We start from the raw sequence: 16,331 nt of genomic DNA on the forward strand, positions 1-16,331 counted from the left end.
GCGCCTAAAGCCCTTAACACACTGTCCGAAAACGGACACCTAATGCCCGTTTCCGAACGTACATCAACGTCCCTCTTTTAATAACCGCTTGTAAATAAAACAGATAAGATTTTGGCTTATCCTGTGTATTCCTTTGGCATAACAAAAGAATACATGAACACGTTCAAAACCACTATATCGTTTTTTCTTTTTATACTTCCCCTATTTATCTATGGCCAAGACTCCGTTAAAACACATTATAATCTGGAAGAATGCATTGCCTTGGCACTAAAGAGCAATGCAGAAGCACAGAAGAGCGCCAATAGCAGCGAAGCCGCGTTGTTAGACCTCCGACAGGCCAAAGCTTCTTTACTTCCTACCCTTAGTGGACAATTAGACCATAATATCAGTACGGGTTTCTCGACCGACCCCAACACGAACACCATTGTCTCGCAAAATATAACTTCTGGAAATCAGTATCTAAGCACCAACGTTGTGCTGTTCAACGGATTAAACTTGCTGAGAACCATTCGGCAACAAGCCTTTGCTTATAGAGCGACGCAGATGGACGAACAGCGGATAAAAGACGAGCTGACAATGGACGTGATACTGGCCTATCTACAGGTTATTACTGCTAAAGATGCGTTGAATCAGTATAAACAGCAACGGGATGTCACGCAGAAGCAACTCGAACGCTTAGCCATTCTTAATAAAGACGGAGCGGTGCCTCCGGGCGAGTACTACGATGTTAAAGGACAATTTTCGGGTGATCAGATCACCGTGTTAACGGCCGAAAACACCCTAAGGACGAACGTAATCACCCTCACCCGCCTGCTGAACATTCCGTATAGCAAGGTGTTGACCTTCGAGCCGATCAACCAGCTCCCCGATGTTACCAGCGCTTCTATGAGCCAGCAGCACTTATATGAAAAAGCCGCTTCTTCCCTTGGTACCTTAAAAGCGGCCCAATTTTGGAAAGAAAGCGCAGCATACCAGCTGAAAGCAACCCGTTCCTTATACTTTCCAACGCTATTCCTCGGAGGCAACTTGTCGAGTAGATATTCAAATGCCGATCAAAGCAGAGGAACCTATATGGATCAGATTCAAGATAACTTAGGAAAAGGAGTGGGCGTAACCTTGAGTATCCCTATTTTGGATGGCTTTAGAAGGCGGATTAACGTCTCAAGAGCAAAACTGGAACTGAGAAATGCCGAGATCGATCTGGAGACGACCGAAAACAACCTGCAACAGCAAACGGCGCAAGTGCTGATCAATTTGCAAACGGCCAAAGAAAAATACTTGGAGCTTCGCGAACAGGTAGAGGCGTATAAAGAGTCATTCCGCGTGGCGGAAGTCCGCTTTGAAGCGGGGGACATCAACTCCGTCGAATTCCTTCTTCAAAAAAACAAATACGACCAAGCAAATATCAGTTTGGTAGTCGCCCAATATGAATGGCAGTTACGGCAACGCATCGCTAATTATTACAATGGTCGACGTTAAACCATCATTGAGCTAAAATCCGTTCAGGCTATCTGGCTAAGCAAAAAAATTTATAACTTGCGGATGTTATGGGCAATTTTGATTTTAGCTTCTTCAATATCCGACTGCTGGATGTAATTGATATCTTTCTGGTAGCTATCATCATTTACTACATCTACAACCTGATCAGGGGCACCATTGCCGTCAATATTCTTATTGGGTTATTCATTATTTACTTGGCCTATTTAGTGGTTAAGCAGTCGCAAATGCGCTTGTTGACCGAAATATTCGGCGGCTTTATCAGCGTCGGCTCTATCGCGTTAATAGTCGTTTTCCAACAGGAGATCAGGCGGTTTTTAATTCATATCGGAAAAAATATCAGCCTTCGGCGAAACCGAAAACTTTGGTCGCTTTTCCTGGGAAGAAAAGAAATTGAGAAAGACAATACTGCCCGACTGAAGCCCATCATTGATGCCTGTAGAAGCATGTCCAAATCGCATACAGGCGCCTTAATTGTCTTTTCTAAATTCTTCGATGAAGAGTATTATCAAAACAGTGGCGAATTTATAGACGCCGAAATTTCAAAGCGCTTATTGGAGAGCATTTTTCAAAAAAACAGCCCACTACACGATGGAGCTCTCGTTATTGTAGACTTTAGGATCAAAACGGCTAGCTGTATCCTCCCTTTGTCGGATAGCGAGGACTTACCCTTACAGTTTGGACTTCGACATCGCGCCGGAATCGGGGTAACAGAAATGAGCGATGCCGTTGCTGTTATCGTCTCGGAAGAGACGGGAGAAATTTCTTACGCTAAGCACGGTAATGTGAATATGAACATTTCCCACGAAGAGCTGGAGCGACTCTTAAATGAAGACGTATAACATAGGCGGTCCCACGGGCGTAAAAAAAGGGCCCCCAAACCAGTTGAGGGCCCTAGCAAATAAGATATAGTCTTCGATTAGCAATATTCATTGAAAGCAGCAACCAGGTTATCTGCTATCATTTGCGCAGGCCTGCCTTCAATGTGATGTCTTTCAATCATGTGTACCAATTTACCGTCTTTAAACAACGCCATGGAAGGAGACGAAGGAGGGTAAGGTAACATGTAATTGCGGGCCTTATCAACCGCGTCTTTCTCCATACCGGCAAAAACAGTCACAATCTTGGCTGGTTTCTTTTCGTTCTGAATAGCTGCTTTCGCTGCCGGACGGGCGTTTGCTGCCGCACAACCGCAAACGGAGTTTACAACCACGAAGACCGTGCCTTCGCTGTTAATTGCTGTATCAACCTCTTCAGGCGTCTTCAGCTCTTCGAAACCTACTGCTGTTAACTCTTTGCGCATAGGCTCAACTAAATATTCTGGATACATATCGTTTTTAATTTTACGTTTTTAACAGAATACAAAGATAGCGGATGGCAATGGCATAGACAATACAGCTGTTTCAATACATTGTCATTATTGTGAGCGGTCGGACGAGACTGGACGGCCTAGCTGTTTGATGATCACATCAAGGCGTTCGCCGCGTCTTTTTAGTTCTTCTGCCTTCTTTTCCAAGGCCTCCTGTTTGGCTTTGAATTCCGGACTTTCTATCGTCTTAAAACTAAGAACGGCCATTTGTTGTGCTAATGCCGCTGCTTTGGCTTCCAAAGCTTTTTGTTTAGCCAACATCTCCGGGCTGTTCAATTTTAACTTCAGTTGTTCAGACAGCTGCTCCATCTTTTTGCTGCTTTCCTGCATTTCTTTTTCCTTCGCTTTCCATGCCGGTGAATCAAAATAGGCATGATCCTTTGCTGCCAAACGGCCTAACTCAGAGGCCTTTGCTGCCAGCTCCTCTACGCTCTCTTTCCATGCTGGCGAATCAAAAAACTCCTTCATAGCCTGGCTCTGTTTTACGATCTCCGCATTATTTTTTTTCAGATCTTCTTGATTTCCCTTCCATTCGCTTGAGTTGAAGAACTTGCCGATCGCTGCAGCATGCTGACGGGCCGAATCAGCATGTGAACGGAGCGCGCGTTGATAGTCCTGCCATTCCTTGGACGAAAAAAAGGCTTGCTTTTGCACTTCTTTTTTAACCGTATCGTCCTTTTTCGCTGGATCGGAAGGTGCCAAAGGAACGGGAGGTACCGGTACAGAAACCGAAGTATCCGGCGCAACCGGTACGGGCGGTTCTGGCAGGGTAGAGACCTGCGGTTCCGGCGCCTTTGGTGGCTTAGGGATGGAATCACTGCTTGGACTAATCCAGGCCAAGCCGACTAAGCCGGCCATCAACAAAGCGAAGGCCGCAACTTTATGTTTTACGTGTAATGTCGCTTTTTTCATCAGGGTAATTCTTTTAATTCGTTCAAGGAGATGTTCTTTATCGTTAAATGCCCCGAGCACTAAGGCAGACGAGCTCTTGGTGCGAATGCTTTCGAGCGACAGAAGTGCGTAAGCGTATACCATCGCGTCACCTCCCCGATTCAAGACTTCATCGTCACAGGTATGTTCCCTTTCTTTTTCCAGCATTCTGCATAAAACGCGTACAAATGGATTAAAGAACAAGATGGCTTCCATCAGGCATTTTAGTATATTCAATAGGTAATCGTTCCGCCGAATGTGCGTCAGCTCGTGAACAAGAATGGTTTCCACCTGCTTGATGTCCAACGCCGAAAGTGCGGCTACGGGAAAGAGTATAACCGGCTTGAAATAACCGATTACGGTGGGAATTTCCACTTTTTCAGAAAGGTAAAAGCCGATGGCCTTTCCTATGCCCATTTCGTCTTTTAGGCGACTAAAAATCGTGTCCCATGAATCGGGCACCGCCAGTCGAACAGCGCTTTTTAAGCGTGCGATGTTCTTATATCCTCCCATCAAGCGCACAAAATGAAAGCCAACGCCCAGGATATAAACCACCGCTAAATACGGGAAATACGGCTCCGGTCTGAAACCCTTTTCTACATTTACAAGAGCTAACAGGTCGACCCCTTCTTTCATTGGGAAATTGTCAGCGGCCGGGGTTTCGGTAAAGTCGGGCAAGTAACTTACATAGGTTCCAATAAACCCAACCAGCAATAAACATAAGAAAGAGAAGAGAAGGTCAACTTTCTCTTTTGCTGATAAATAAAAAACAGAAACCAGCACATAAGCCGTTCCCGCGAGTAAGGCGCCTTGCCACAACGAGTGAAGCAGGCTCCAACCAAGTGCATAAATAAAGGGTGCTAAATTCATCTCCGTTATTTTTTGTTTTCTAAATCATTCAATAATTGCTTTATTTTCTTTATTTCGGAATCGCTCGCACGGTGGTTACCTAAAGCCTGCATAACCAAACGAGCTGCCGAACCATCAAACATGTCTTTGATAAACTTGCTTACCATTTGCTGCTCCGCTGCCGTTCGACTTAATTCAGCTTTATAGATGTGTGTTTTATTGGTCTCATCCCGGCTTAATAGGCCCTTTGCGTGCATAATTTGCATCAGCTTGAGAACAGTTGTGTAACCGATCTCTTTTTCCGTGTTCGCCGACAACATCTCGTGCACCTGTCTGACCGTAGAATTCCCGTGGTCCCATAATACTTTAAGAATCTCTAATTCACTTTCTGTTGGCTTCATTTCTTTCATCCCTAATGGCTTCTTATACTGTCCTATCTTCTTATCCAAGCACTGCCTCATCTATCTACGAAAGATTTCGTAATCAAATATACGAAGAGTTTCGTATAAGCAAAATTTATTTTCATTTTTTAACAAGTGAATCGCTGCCCTTTCTATAACGCTCTTCTTAATTCCTTTTTATCAGGCACTTCCCTACCTATAATATTACGTGCCCCTAACAGAAATCCTGCTAAATTGTTAGTACCTTTGTTTTCTATTAACATGCATAAAATGCATACCCTTCGAACGAGGGGTTAAGATCGTTAACAAATTATATTAATAAACTATGTCATCAGTAGAGACAACGTATGTTCCTTATAAGGTGAAGGACATCAGCCTGGCCGAATGGGGTCGTAAAGAAATAGAATTAGCAGAAGCGGAAATGCCGGGTTTAATGGCGCTTCGCCAAGAATATGGAGCATCTAAACCCTTAGCGGGTGCCCGCATAGCGGGTTGTTTACATATGACGATACAAACAGCCGTTTTGATTGAAACACTGGTTGCTTTAGGTGCGGAAGTGAGCTGGTCATCTTGCAATATATTTTCAACACAAGATCATGCCGCTGCCGCCATCGCTGCTGCCGGTATCTCGGTGTACGCGTGGAAGGGTTTAACCGCCGAGGAGTTTGATTGGTGTATCGAACAAACTTTGTTTTTTGGCGAAGACAGAAAGCCGCTCAACATGATTTTGGACGACGGCGGTGATCTCACCAATATGGTCTTTGATAAATATCCCGAACTGATCAAGGGTATCCGCGGACTGTCGGAAGAAACGACTACCGGCGTTCATCGTTTGTACGAGCGCATGAAAAAAGGCACCTTGCATTTACCTGCCATCAATGTAAACGACTCAGTTACCAAGTCGAAATTCGACAATAAATACGGCTGTCGCGAATCGCTGGTAGATGCTATCCGCCGCGCAACGGACCTCATGTTGGCAGGTAAAGTTGCTGTAGTAGCTGGATATGGTGATGTCGGCAAAGGTTCTGCGGAGTCTTTAAGCAGCGCCGGCGTACGGGTAATCGTTACGGAAATTGATCCGATCTGCGCGCTACAGGCGGCAATGGAGGGATATGAAGTCAAGAAATTTGCTAACGCCGTAAAAGAGGCTGACATTATCGTCACCACAACGGGTAACAAGGACATTGTACGCGGTGAACATTTTCCGTTGATGAAGGATAAAGCCATCGTATGTAATATTGGCCATTTCGATAATGAAATCGACGTTGCTTGGTTAAACCAAAATTACGGCCATACAAAGATTGAAATTAAACCGCAGGTGGATAAGTACACGATTGACGGGAAAGATATCATCTTATTAGCAGAAGGGCGTCTGGTTAATTTAGGCTGTGCAACAGGGCATCCTTCTTTTGTAATGAGTAACTCCTTTACCAACCAAACGCTTGCGCAGATTGAGCTGTGGACGAACACTGCCCAGTACGAAAACAAGGTTTACACCCTTCCAAAGCATCTTGATGAAAAGGTGGCTCGCTTACATTTAGCGAAAATCGGGGTGGAGCTGGATGAACTTACAGAAGAACAAGCGGCTTATATAGGCGTATCGGTAGCGGGTCCGTTTAAGCCCGATCACTATAGATATTAATAGCGCTTATTTAAGGGGCTGTCTCCTATGTTTGTTGCAAGCAAATGTAGGAGACAGCCCCTTCTTTTTATTGAAGCGTCTATTTATTCCTTTCCTCTTAATATGTCATAGATTTTTGCCAAATATGCAGCTTCAGTTAGGACCTCCTTCATGTCTTCCCATTCATCTTCTGTGAATGCCAAACTTACTTCATCTGCCGCAGTATGCAGCATCAATCGAAGTTCGCCGTCGGGGAAACAGATCGCCCGCTGTTGAAAATGATATTTCTTAATATGCGTTAAAAACAGGTAGAACTCCTTGTACTTGAAATTCAACAAAATGTTATGATGCCAGATAAAGAACATACCACATGCTGTACACTGGCTGACCGTCGTTTTTGTCGTTTGACATAATATTCTGGTGTTACACATATCGCCGAATCCTTGTGCCTGCTTTAGCCATGCGATGTCGCATGGCTAAACAGGACTTTTGAAATGAATCATTGAGGTTTCCTTACCTATTGGCAAATATAACGTTATTTTTAATGATTCTAAATAGTATGCGGCTTCTGACATTTATATTACAAAGGTCGGCTAAACCGATCTGCATAAATTGCTTTTAAATTCAACATTATCTATGTTTGTTGAAAACGACGGACGCTATGACGAAATTATCAGTAAACATAAATAAAGTGGCCACCTTGCGAAATAGCCGTGGCGGCAATACTCCGAATGTACTACAAGTGGCACTCGACGCTGAAAAATTCGGCGCACAGGGGATTACCGTACACCCACGCCCGGACGAAAGACATATACGCTATCAAGATGTGTTTGATCTAAAGGCGGCAATCAGCACGGAATTTAATATCGAAGGGAACTGTAAAGAGAAAAAATTTGTCGATTTAGTACTGGCCAATAAACCAACCCAGGTTACACTAGTGCCTGATGAGCAGGGACAAATAACCTCTAATCACGGTTGGGATACGATCAAAAATCAATCCTACTTAAGGGAGATGTCGGCTCTTTTTCAAGAAGCCGGTATCCGTGTTTCCATTTTTGTAGACCCGGATCCGAAAATGGTAGAAGCTGCGGCTCAAACTGGCACCGATCGGATTGAACTTTACACAGAGGCTTACGCAACAAAATACCTTAACGATCCGGCATCGGCCATTCAGCCTTATAAAGAAGCCGCCCAATTAGCCAATGAACTTGGTCTCGGTTTAAATGCCGGTCACGATCTCGATCTAAACAACCTGCATTATTTTCACAAGAAAATTCCAAACCTGCTGGAAGTGAGTATTGGCCATGCTCTCATTGCGGATGCACTTTATCTTGGGCTCGAAGAAACGATTAAACGCTATCGGGCGCAATTGATATGAAGGCATAAGGCTTAGGGTATAGGCTATACCTTAGGCCTTAAACATTAAACCCTACGCCTTAAACCCCCAAACCTTAGACCTACCTGTCTCTAGTGTTGTTCCAGGGCAGAAAAGAAAAAGCTTCCTTCGATGGCCGCATTTTCGTCCGAATCAGATCCGTGAACTGCATTTGCCTCAATCGATTTCGCATATTTATTCCGAATCGTTCCTTCTTCTGCTTTGGAAGGATCTGTTGCACCAATTAACGCGCGGAAATCTTCCACTGCATTCTCTTTTTCCAAGATAGCCGCTACAATCGGACCAGAGCTCATAAAGCCGACCAAATCCTTGTAGAAAGGACGTTCTTTATGTACCGCATAAAAAGCACCGGCAGTTTCGCTGGTCAGCTGCGTATATTTCATAGCAACAATCTTAAAACCGGCCTGAATGATATCGTTCAAAATCGCCCCGATATAGCCATTGCCAACCGCATCGGGTTTAATCATCGTAAATGTTCTGTTAGTAGCCATCTATTTGAATGTATTTTTCTGCAAAAATAAGCTTTTATGCCCACTTTATTTTCTTATTTCAAATATTGTACATATATATGTACCTCTGAATTTTTTCTTTTTAATATCTAAGAAAAAAATTAATAGCTTTGCATTCTTTAAATCACTGCATGTTAACGATTACCACGCTGAAACAAATATTAGCCGAACCAACAAGAATAGTTATAACAACACATTATAAGCCTGACGGCGATGCCTTGGGTTCGTCATTAGCGATGTTGTTATGGCTGAAGGCGCGTGGACATGATGTAAAACTGATTGTTCCTTCCGACTACCCCTCTTTTTTGATGTGGATGCCGCACCAGGAAGAAGCAATTATCTACACAGAAAACAAAGACTTAGCGGATGGTTTTATTCAACAAGCTGATTTGATCTTCTGTTTAGACTTTAACGGCTTAGCCCGTACGCAAGATATGCAGGCCGTGTTAAGGAACAGTGAGGCGACTAAGATTATGATTGATCACCATTTGGAACCAGAGGGTTTTGATCAGTTCAGACATTGGAATCCGGAGTCGGCAGCCACCGCGTACCTGGTGTACGACTTTATTGTGAATCTTTTAGACGATCGCGCATCCATAACGCCGGAGATCGCAACCTGCTTATACACAGGTGTTATGACGGATACCGGTTCTTTTCGCTTTCAGTCTACCACCGCGGAAATACACTTGGTAATTGCCGACCTTATTTCTTTAGGCGCAAAAAATTCGGAAATTCATGAGCTGGTGTATAACAGTTCCTCCGAAAACAGATTGAAGTTTTTAGGCTTTTGTCTGCTCAACCGCCTAGTGGTTCTTCCCGAGTACAAAACCGCATACTTCGCAATAACAAAAGAAGACTTAGCACGTTTTAATATCATTACCGGAGATACGGAAGGCCTGGTCAACTATGCCCTCTCCATCAGCGGCATACGACTCGCGGCTCTTATCATTGATCGTACCTACCAGATCAAGTTGTCTTTACGTTCTGTTGGGACATTTCCGGCAAATGAAATTTGCGCCAACTATTTCAATGGTGGAGGCCATCGTAATGCCGCGGGCGGCCATGATGACCTTCCTTTAGAACAAGTGGTGGATAAATTCAGAGCCGTTCTTCCCCTTTACAAAGAGCAACTCCTTGGTAATTAATAAATATTGATAAATTTATAGGAAAATTAAAAACAGTAAATACACAAATAATGAAAAGAACATCCCTTATTTTAGGTTTGGCAGCTTTAACAGGATTGGGAGCTACGTCATGCCAGAGTTTTAAAGACGGTGCAGGAGGCATGCAATATAAGATTGTAAAAGAAGAGGGAAAACCCAAAATCAAAGAAGGCGATTTTGTTTCCTTAGGAGCAGTAATTTCCACCGAAAACGATTCGGTTCTGAATAGCAGTTATGAAATGGAGCAACCTTTTTACTTAGCCGCACAGAAATCAATGTACCCTGGAGACATTTTTACCGCATTGTCTATGTTGGGAGAAGGCGATAGTGCCGTTTTCAAATTGAATATTGACAGCATGGTGGCTAAAACAGGTCAACCTCGTCCTCCCTTTAAAGGCCAATATATTGTACATACCTTTAAGATCAACAAAGTGATCCCTAAAGGTACACTTACCGACAGCATTTTTAACCAAGAGGTAGAAAAGTATATTACGCAGGACCGCGAGAAGGCGAAGAATGCGGAAGAAGGAAAGATCGAAAATTATATTAAAAAAGAAGGACTGGAAGTAAAGACAACCAGCTCGGGTCTTAAATATTCCATTGAAAAAGAAGGTACCGGCAATAAACCGAACGTAGGAGACACCGTTGTTGTACATTATACCGGCAGGTTCTTAGGCGGAAAAATCTTCGATTCAAGTGTGAAAGAAGATGCTCAAAAAGGAAATGTATACAACCAAATGCGCGAGCCCTATGAGCCTATCCGCATTCCAATCGGCGTAGGTGCCGTTGTTCCAGGTTGGGATGAAGGGCTAGCGCTCTTGTCTAAAGGAGCAAAAGCGACCTTGGTTTTACCTTCTAAATTAGCTTATGGTGAGCATGGAAGTATGGGGATTCAACCTTACACGCCACTCGCTTTTACCGTAGAAATGGTGGACATCGTTCCGCAAAAAGGAAAGCCGGCAGCAACGCCAGACGCACCGACAACAGCAAACAAGTAATACGGAGCCCATCGCAATGCGATGGGCTTTTTGTTTTTGTTCGGGCTTAGGCGGACAATTTTTAAGTTTTTTTTATATGTTTGTTCATATGCAACTTACCGATACCCATACGCATATCTATTATCATGAAAGTAGCGCATTAGACGAACAAATAATACGTTGTAAGGAAAACAATATCACCCGACTATTCCTTCCGAACGTAGACAGTGAATCAATCGATAAGGTGTTCCACACGACAGATAGCTACCCGGAAATCTGTTATCCTATGTTAGGCCTACATCCCTGTAGTGTCAAAGAGAATTTCAAGGAAGAATTAACGATTATTGAAAAAGCGCTAAGGAAAAGATCGGTAGTAGCCATCGGCGAAATCGGGCTCGACCTCTATTGGGACAAGACGACTCTCCCATTGCAACAAGAAGCCTTTCGTATACAAGTGGCTTGGGCCAAGGAAAGAAATTTGCCAATTGTTATTCATTGCCGGGAGGCTTTTGATGAACAGTTTGCTTTATTGGAAGAATTGAAGGACGATAAGCTTTTCGGTATTTTTCATTGCTTTACAGGCACCGTAGAACAGGCAAAACGCGCGATAGACTTGGGCTTTTACCTCGGCATCGGTGGCGTCGTTACTTTCAAGAACGCAGGATTGGATAAAGTAGTTGAGCAGTTGGATTTAAAACATATTGTGCTGGAAACGGATGCGCCCTATCTTGCTCCAACCCCTTTCAGAGGAAAGCCGAACGAAAGTAGCTATTTGTTGTATGTGGCACAGAAAGTGGCCGACCTAAAGCAGCTGCCATTGGAAGAAGTGGCACAGATTACAACGCAAAATGCAACAAGGGTATTCGGGATTTGATTGCACCTCCCTTAGCAAACACACGCTTTATCGCCACAGGAGGCCGATCATCCTGACCCGTTCTCCCAACCAATGATATTGCATATGAAATCAGATTTATCTAAGTTTACAAAGCCTTTAAACCTGAGCGAAAAAAAGCGCTATTAAAGATGCAACGCTAATTTAAATGAACAATATACTGATACTATACACAGGGGGAACAATAGGAATGGTTACCGATGAGACATCGGGCAGCTTCGTTCCGTTTAATTTCGAATTGATACACAAAAATGTACCGGAATTAAGCCGCCTGAACTATAACTTGTCCATCCATTCTTTTGATCCGATCATCGATTCTTCCAATATGCAGCCAGCCATTTGGGTACAAATGGCTGAACTTATAAAAGACAACTATCATTTATACGATGGCTTTGTCATCTTACATGGCTCCGATACTATGGCTTTCTCGGCTTCTGCCTTAAGCTTTATGCTAGAGGGTTTGCAAAAGCCGGTCATCTTTTCCGGTTCCCAACTGCCCATCGGAGAAATTAGAACGGATGCCAGGGAAAATTTAATTACCGCTTTGGAGCTTGCCTCTGCAAAAAAGCATGGTCGATCGCTTATACAGGAAGTATGCATCTTTTTCGACAGTAAACTTTTTAGAGGAAATCGCGCTTTCAAGTATAACTCCGCTAAGTTTGAGGCCTTCCGCTCGCCGAATTACCCCGTGCTGGCCGAGGCGGGTGTGCATTTAAAATATAACCGGCCGGCACTAATGAATAATGCGGGGAAAGACTTCATTCTACACACAAAAATCGACAACTCTATTTCTGTTCTTAAATTGTACCCAGGTATCAGCAAAGAGGTCGTTAAAGCCGTGCTTGAATCAGATGCGCGCTCTGTAATAATGGAGACCTTTGGTTCCGGTAACACCACTACGGCCGCCTGGTTTCTGGATATGCTTAGAAGTGCCATTCGCGGCGGAAAGAACATTCTGAACATTTCACAATGTAAGGTAGGCTCTGTGGAACTGGGCCGATATGAAACCAGTCAGTGGCTCCAGGAAATGGGCGTATTGAGCGGCTTTGATATGACCTTCGAAGCCGCGGTCACCAAACTGATGTATCTCCAAGGCGAGTTTGAAAGCCAAAGCGAAGTAGCCCGTTGGGTAGAAGTAAACATCAGAGGCGAACTAACGGATTAGTCCGCCTCTTCCTTTACTCTACAATACCTTCCAGGGCGAAGAGAAAAGCATAGTTGAGCGCAATGTCTTTTAGATAGTCGAATCTTCCTGAAGCACCACCATGCCCGAAGTCCATATCCGTTTTTAGTAACAGGATGTTTTTATCTGTCTTGGTCGCCCGCAACTTCGCTACCCATTTCGCCGGCTCGAAATACTGTACCTGACTATCATGCAGCCCCGTTGTAACTAATACGTTGGGATAGGCTTTTGCTTCTATGTTTTCATATGGTGAATAGCTCTTCATATAGAAGTAGGCGTCCTTGTTCTTTGGATTACCCCATTCATCAAACTCATTGGTTGTAAGAGGAATCGTTTCATCCAGCATGGTATTTACCACATCGACAAAGGGAACCTGTGCAATAATACCCTTCCACAAGTCCGGCGCCATATTCATGACAGCGCCCATTAACAAGCCACCGGCACTTCCTCCCTGCGCATATAAATGCTCTTTGCTGGTATATTGCTTTTCTATAAGGTATTTACCGCAGGTAATAAAGTCGGTAAAGGTATTTTTCTTTTTCATCATTTTCCCGTCCTCATACCATTGCCTTCCCATCTCCTGTCCACCTCGTATATGAGCGATGGCAAAAACAAAACCTCTATTTAACAAACTTAAGCGGGTGTTACTGAACGTCGGATCCATCGATGCACCATAGGAGCCATATCCGTAAAGTAGTAAGGGCGCCTTACCGTTCTTTTCAAATCCCTTTTTATAAACCAATGAGATGGGAATCTGAACCCCGTCTTCCGCCGTCGCATAAAGTCGTTCCGTTACATAGTCTTTCGGTTCATAGCCTCCCAGTACTTCTTGCTGTTTCAATAAAGTCTTTTTCTTGTCGTCCATATGGTAGTCGAACGTAGAAGGCGGGGTAGTAAGCGAGGTATAGCCGTACCGAACAACGTCGGTATTATATTCCATATTCGCTTGGGTGTATGCGGTATAGGCGGCCTCCCCAAAATCGAGGTAATGGGCGTCGCCACTCTTCAGATTTCTGATATTTAACTGCGTTAAGCCGTTTTTTCGCTCGGAAACCACAAGAAAGTCCTTGAATTCATCCACGCCTTCCAGCAACACATCTTGGCGGTGCGGAATCACTTCTTTCCAATTCGCAATGTCCGTTCTATCCAGTGGGCATTCCATGAGCTTAAAATTCAACGCGTCTTTATTGGTCACGATCAGGAAACGATCTTCCAATGCCGTCACATCATACAAGACATCTTTCATCCGTGCTTGGAAAACCTTAAAAGCGTCCATCGGTCTATCCGCATCGATAAATCTTGTTTCTGAACTTGTTGTTGCGCCAGAGTAGATATAGATAAACTTACCTGATTTGGCCCTACCTACGCCTATGTAATTACTTTTATCAAGTTCTTCATAAACAACCTTATCTCCGGCTACATCCGTCCCTAATTCATGTCTCTTTATTTTTTCGGTGAGCAGTGTTACCGGATTCTTGGAAGTATAAAAGAATGTTTTGTTGTCGTTGGCCCATGCCACACCGCCGGTAGTCCCCTTTATCTCTTCTTCATATACGGCGCCTGTTTCCAGATTTTTAATATGGATGATATATTCCCGTCGCGAGACCGTATCGATTCCGAAAGCCAGCAGTTTGTTATCCGGACTAACGCTAAACCCTGTTGCACTGAAATAAGGATGCCCTTCCGCCATCTTATCGACATCCAGCAAAATCTCTTCTTCAGCCGTTAATGACCCTTTTTTTCTGCAATACTTATAATACTGTTTACCTTCCTCCGTTCTTGTGTAGTAATAATATCCATTTTTAAAATAAGGTACCGATTCGTCCTTCTCTTTTATACGCGCCTTCATCTCCTCGAATAACTTATCTTGAAAATCTTTTGTGCCGGCCATTACCGTATCAAGGTAAGCATTTTCGGCGTTTAGGTAATCGATTACTTTTGTGCTGTCGGGTCCTTTTTTAAAGTAATCAATCATCCAATAGTAGTTATCTACTACGGTGTCGCCATGAATAGTTCTTTCATGTGCTTTCTTTTCGGCAATAGGAGCGTCGGCGGCTCCCCACTGATAGGGAGATTTGTTTTTTTCATCACCCGAACAAGCGGTCAATATGGTCATTACTATCATAGAAATGTGGCTCTTTTGCATTTTGCTCTATTTTTCGTCGGTTTAGGAATCGATCTACCAAGATAAGAATTAGTTTTCCTTTTTTTCATTTTATATTTATTTTCAAAGGCATTTAGACAACTTCAAAAGAAGCGTGTTTATTTGTTTTTTACAATATATATGCGATATTGAGTGCTTAAAAAATCTCATTAGTAAATGAAACTTAAATCTTTTCTATCTATCGGTCTTGGTTTATTATTGTCAAACGCCCTATCAGCGCAAGAAAAACTGTATGGTGAAGCGCAAGGTAAATATGTGCTAACGGCTCCCGGAGCCTCCCATTTGGCAAAGTTGCCACTTAAGTGTATGCAGCAAGAATTCCCTTATAAAACGAGCGTTACTTTTTCCGATACCACCTTAATAACCAAACCCAAAAATTACCATCCTGCCTTTTACGGTTGTTTCGACTGGCATAGTAGCGTACATGGCCATTGGATGCTTGTGCGGTTGCTAAAGCTCTTTCCTCACCTTCCGGAAGCTGCAGAAATCCGGACGAAGCTGCGCAGCAATTTAAGTGCGGCAAACATTTTGACGGAAGTGGAAATCTTTAAGCAAGATGCGCATCGGGGCTTTGAGCGAACCTACGGGTGGGCTTGGCTCTTACAATTGCAAAAAGAACTTTTATCGTGGAATGACCCTTTAGGAAAAGAATTAGGTGAGAATCTCAAACCCTTAGCGGAACAATTAGTTCACTTGTACATAAATTATCTGCCCAAAATGAACTATGCCGTTCGGGTAGGTGAGCATAGTAACCTCGCCTTCGGATTGACTTTGGCGTACGACTATGGAGTAGAAACAAAAAACGATTCCTTGCTGCACATCATTAGAGAAACCGCGCTTCGTTTCTATAAAAATGACGTCGGATGCCCAATTACATGGGAGCCAGGCGGTTCAGACTTTTTGAGCCCTTGTTTGGAAGAAGCCGATTTAATGTGGCGGATACTTCCTCCGGCAGACTATGCTTCTTGGGTTGAAAAGTTTCTACCAAGCCTGTTTTCCGGCCAGTTAAGTCTGGCCCCCGGTACCGTTACCGACCGATCGGACGGTAAACTCGTTCATCTAGACGGACTCAATTTAAGTCGCGCTTGGTGTTTATACGGTATTGCCCACCACAGTCCGAAAAACAAAAAGGCACTGATTAGCTTAGCGAATGAGCACCTCGCTGCCGCCTTACCACATGTTGCCAGTGGCGATTATATGGGAGAACACTGGCTGGCTTCTTTCGCAGTATATGCGTTGACCATGCAGTAAGGAGGTAAAAGGTTTAGGGTTTAAGGCGTAAGACAATCCGACCTTACGCCTTGTCATGTCCTAAAAAAAGTAGACACTTTTATTGTTGTTGATTAAGATGTTGGAATGTGGGAAACTCCAGAGGAGTTT

15 protein-coding genes are annotated in these 16,331 nt (G+C 43.7%); 9 read left to right on the forward strand and 6 right to left on the reverse strand.

The window, feature by feature from the left end; genetic code table 11:
* Positions 1-153 precede the first annotated feature (153 nt).
* Positions 154-1,479, forward strand: a complete 1,326-nt coding sequence (locus EPX21_RS11060; RefSeq protein ID WP_134089753.1) for a TolC family protein — start codon at positions 154-156, stop codon at positions 1,477-1,479.
* A gap of 68 nt (positions 1,480-1,547) precedes the next feature.
* Positions 1,548-2,339, forward strand: a complete 792-nt coding sequence (cdaA, locus tag EPX21_RS11065; protein ID WP_134089754.1) for a diadenylate cyclase CdaA — start codon at positions 1,548-1,550, stop codon at positions 2,337-2,339.
* A gap of 77 nt (positions 2,340-2,416) precedes the next feature.
* On the opposite strand, the gene EPX21_RS11070 is transcribed toward cdaA, so the two are convergent.
* From EPX21_RS11070 to EPX21_RS11080, 3 genes are all read right to left on the reverse strand, one after another.
* The gene (locus EPX21_RS11070) at positions 2,417-2,827 is read right to left on the reverse strand and encodes a BrxA/BrxB family bacilliredoxin (protein ID WP_134089755.1); all 411 of its coding nucleotides are present in this window, start codon (positions 2,825-2,827) and stop codon (positions 2,417-2,419) included.
* 87 nt (positions 2,828-2,914) lie between these two features.
* The gene (locus EPX21_RS11075) at positions 2,915-4,666 is read right to left on the reverse strand and encodes a M56 family metallopeptidase (RefSeq protein ID WP_134089756.1); all 1,752 of its coding nucleotides are present in this window, start codon (positions 4,664-4,666) and stop codon (positions 2,915-2,917) included.
* 5 nt (positions 4,667-4,671) lie between these two features.
* The gene (locus EPX21_RS11080; RefSeq protein ID WP_370450973.1) at positions 4,672-5,094 is read right to left on the reverse strand and encodes a BlaI/MecI/CopY family transcriptional regulator; all 423 of its coding nucleotides are present in this window, start codon (positions 5,092-5,094) and stop codon (positions 4,672-4,674) included.
* A gap of 277 nt (positions 5,095-5,371) precedes the next feature.
* Here EPX21_RS11080 and ahcY point away from each other — a divergent pair, with 277 nt between their 5' ends.
* Complete coding sequence (ahcY, locus tag EPX21_RS11085) at positions 5,372-6,688, forward strand: adenosylhomocysteinase (RefSeq protein ID WP_134089757.1); 1,317 nt, start codon at positions 5,372-5,374, stop codon at positions 6,686-6,688.
* Between the two features lie 83 nt (positions 6,689-6,771).
* Here the strand turns inward: ahcY and EPX21_RS11090 are convergent, their stop codons facing one another.
* Positions 6,772-7,098: a DUF6686 family protein gene (locus EPX21_RS11090; protein ID WP_370450974.1), complete on the reverse strand. Its 327-nt coding sequence runs from the start codon at positions 7,096-7,098 to the stop codon at positions 6,772-6,774.
* A gap of 230 nt (positions 7,099-7,328) precedes the next feature.
* Here EPX21_RS11090 and EPX21_RS11095 point away from each other — a divergent pair, with 230 nt between their 5' ends.
* Positions 7,329-8,045, forward strand: a complete 717-nt coding sequence (locus EPX21_RS11095; RefSeq protein WP_134089759.1) for a pyridoxine 5'-phosphate synthase — start codon at positions 7,329-7,331, stop codon at positions 8,043-8,045.
* Between the two features lie 89 nt (positions 8,046-8,134).
* On the opposite strand, the gene EPX21_RS11100 is transcribed toward EPX21_RS11095, so the two are convergent.
* A complete protein-coding gene (locus tag EPX21_RS11100; protein ID WP_134089760.1) occupies positions 8,135-8,554 on the reverse strand; it encodes a nucleoside-diphosphate kinase in 420 nt (139 codons plus the stop codon).
* Between the two features lie 149 nt (positions 8,555-8,703).
* Here EPX21_RS11100 and EPX21_RS11105 point away from each other — a divergent pair, with 149 nt between their 5' ends.
* From EPX21_RS11105 to EPX21_RS11120, 4 genes are all read left to right on the forward strand, one after another.
* Positions 8,704-9,717, forward strand: a complete 1,014-nt coding sequence (locus tag EPX21_RS11105) for a bifunctional oligoribonuclease/PAP phosphatase NrnA (RefSeq protein ID WP_134089761.1) — start codon at positions 8,704-8,706, stop codon at positions 9,715-9,717.
* 50 nt (positions 9,718-9,767) lie between these two features.
* Positions 9,768-10,733, forward strand: a complete 966-nt coding sequence (locus EPX21_RS11110) for an FKBP-type peptidyl-prolyl cis-trans isomerase (protein WP_134089762.1) — start codon at positions 9,768-9,770, stop codon at positions 10,731-10,733.
* 88 nt (positions 10,734-10,821) lie between these two features.
* Complete coding sequence (locus EPX21_RS11115) at positions 10,822-11,586, forward strand: TatD family hydrolase (RefSeq protein ID WP_134089772.1); 765 nt, start codon at positions 10,822-10,824, stop codon at positions 11,584-11,586.
* Positions 11,587-11,752: 166 nt separating this feature from the next.
* The gene (locus EPX21_RS11120) at positions 11,753-12,769 is read left to right on the forward strand and encodes an asparaginase (protein WP_134089763.1); all 1,017 of its coding nucleotides are present in this window, start codon (positions 11,753-11,755) and stop codon (positions 12,767-12,769) included.
* Positions 12,770-12,782: 13 nt separating this feature from the next.
* Here the strand turns inward: EPX21_RS11120 and EPX21_RS11125 are convergent, their stop codons facing one another.
* Positions 12,783-14,912, reverse strand: coding sequence for a S9 family peptidase (locus tag EPX21_RS11125; protein ID WP_240768661.1), 2,130 nt, complete (start codon positions 14,910-14,912; stop codon positions 12,783-12,785).
* A gap of 195 nt (positions 14,913-15,107) precedes the next feature.
* Here EPX21_RS11125 and EPX21_RS11130 point away from each other — a divergent pair, with 195 nt between their 5' ends.
* On the forward strand, positions 15,108-16,202 hold the full coding sequence (locus tag EPX21_RS11130) for a DUF2891 domain-containing protein (protein WP_134089765.1): 1,095 nt from the start codon (positions 15,108-15,110) through the stop codon (positions 16,200-16,202).
* Positions 16,203-16,331: the final 129 nt, after the last annotated feature.

The organism is Olivibacter sp. XZL3, from assembly GCF_004368405.1.
GTDB lineage: Bacteria > Bacteroidota > Bacteroidia > Sphingobacteriales > Sphingobacteriaceae > Olivibacter.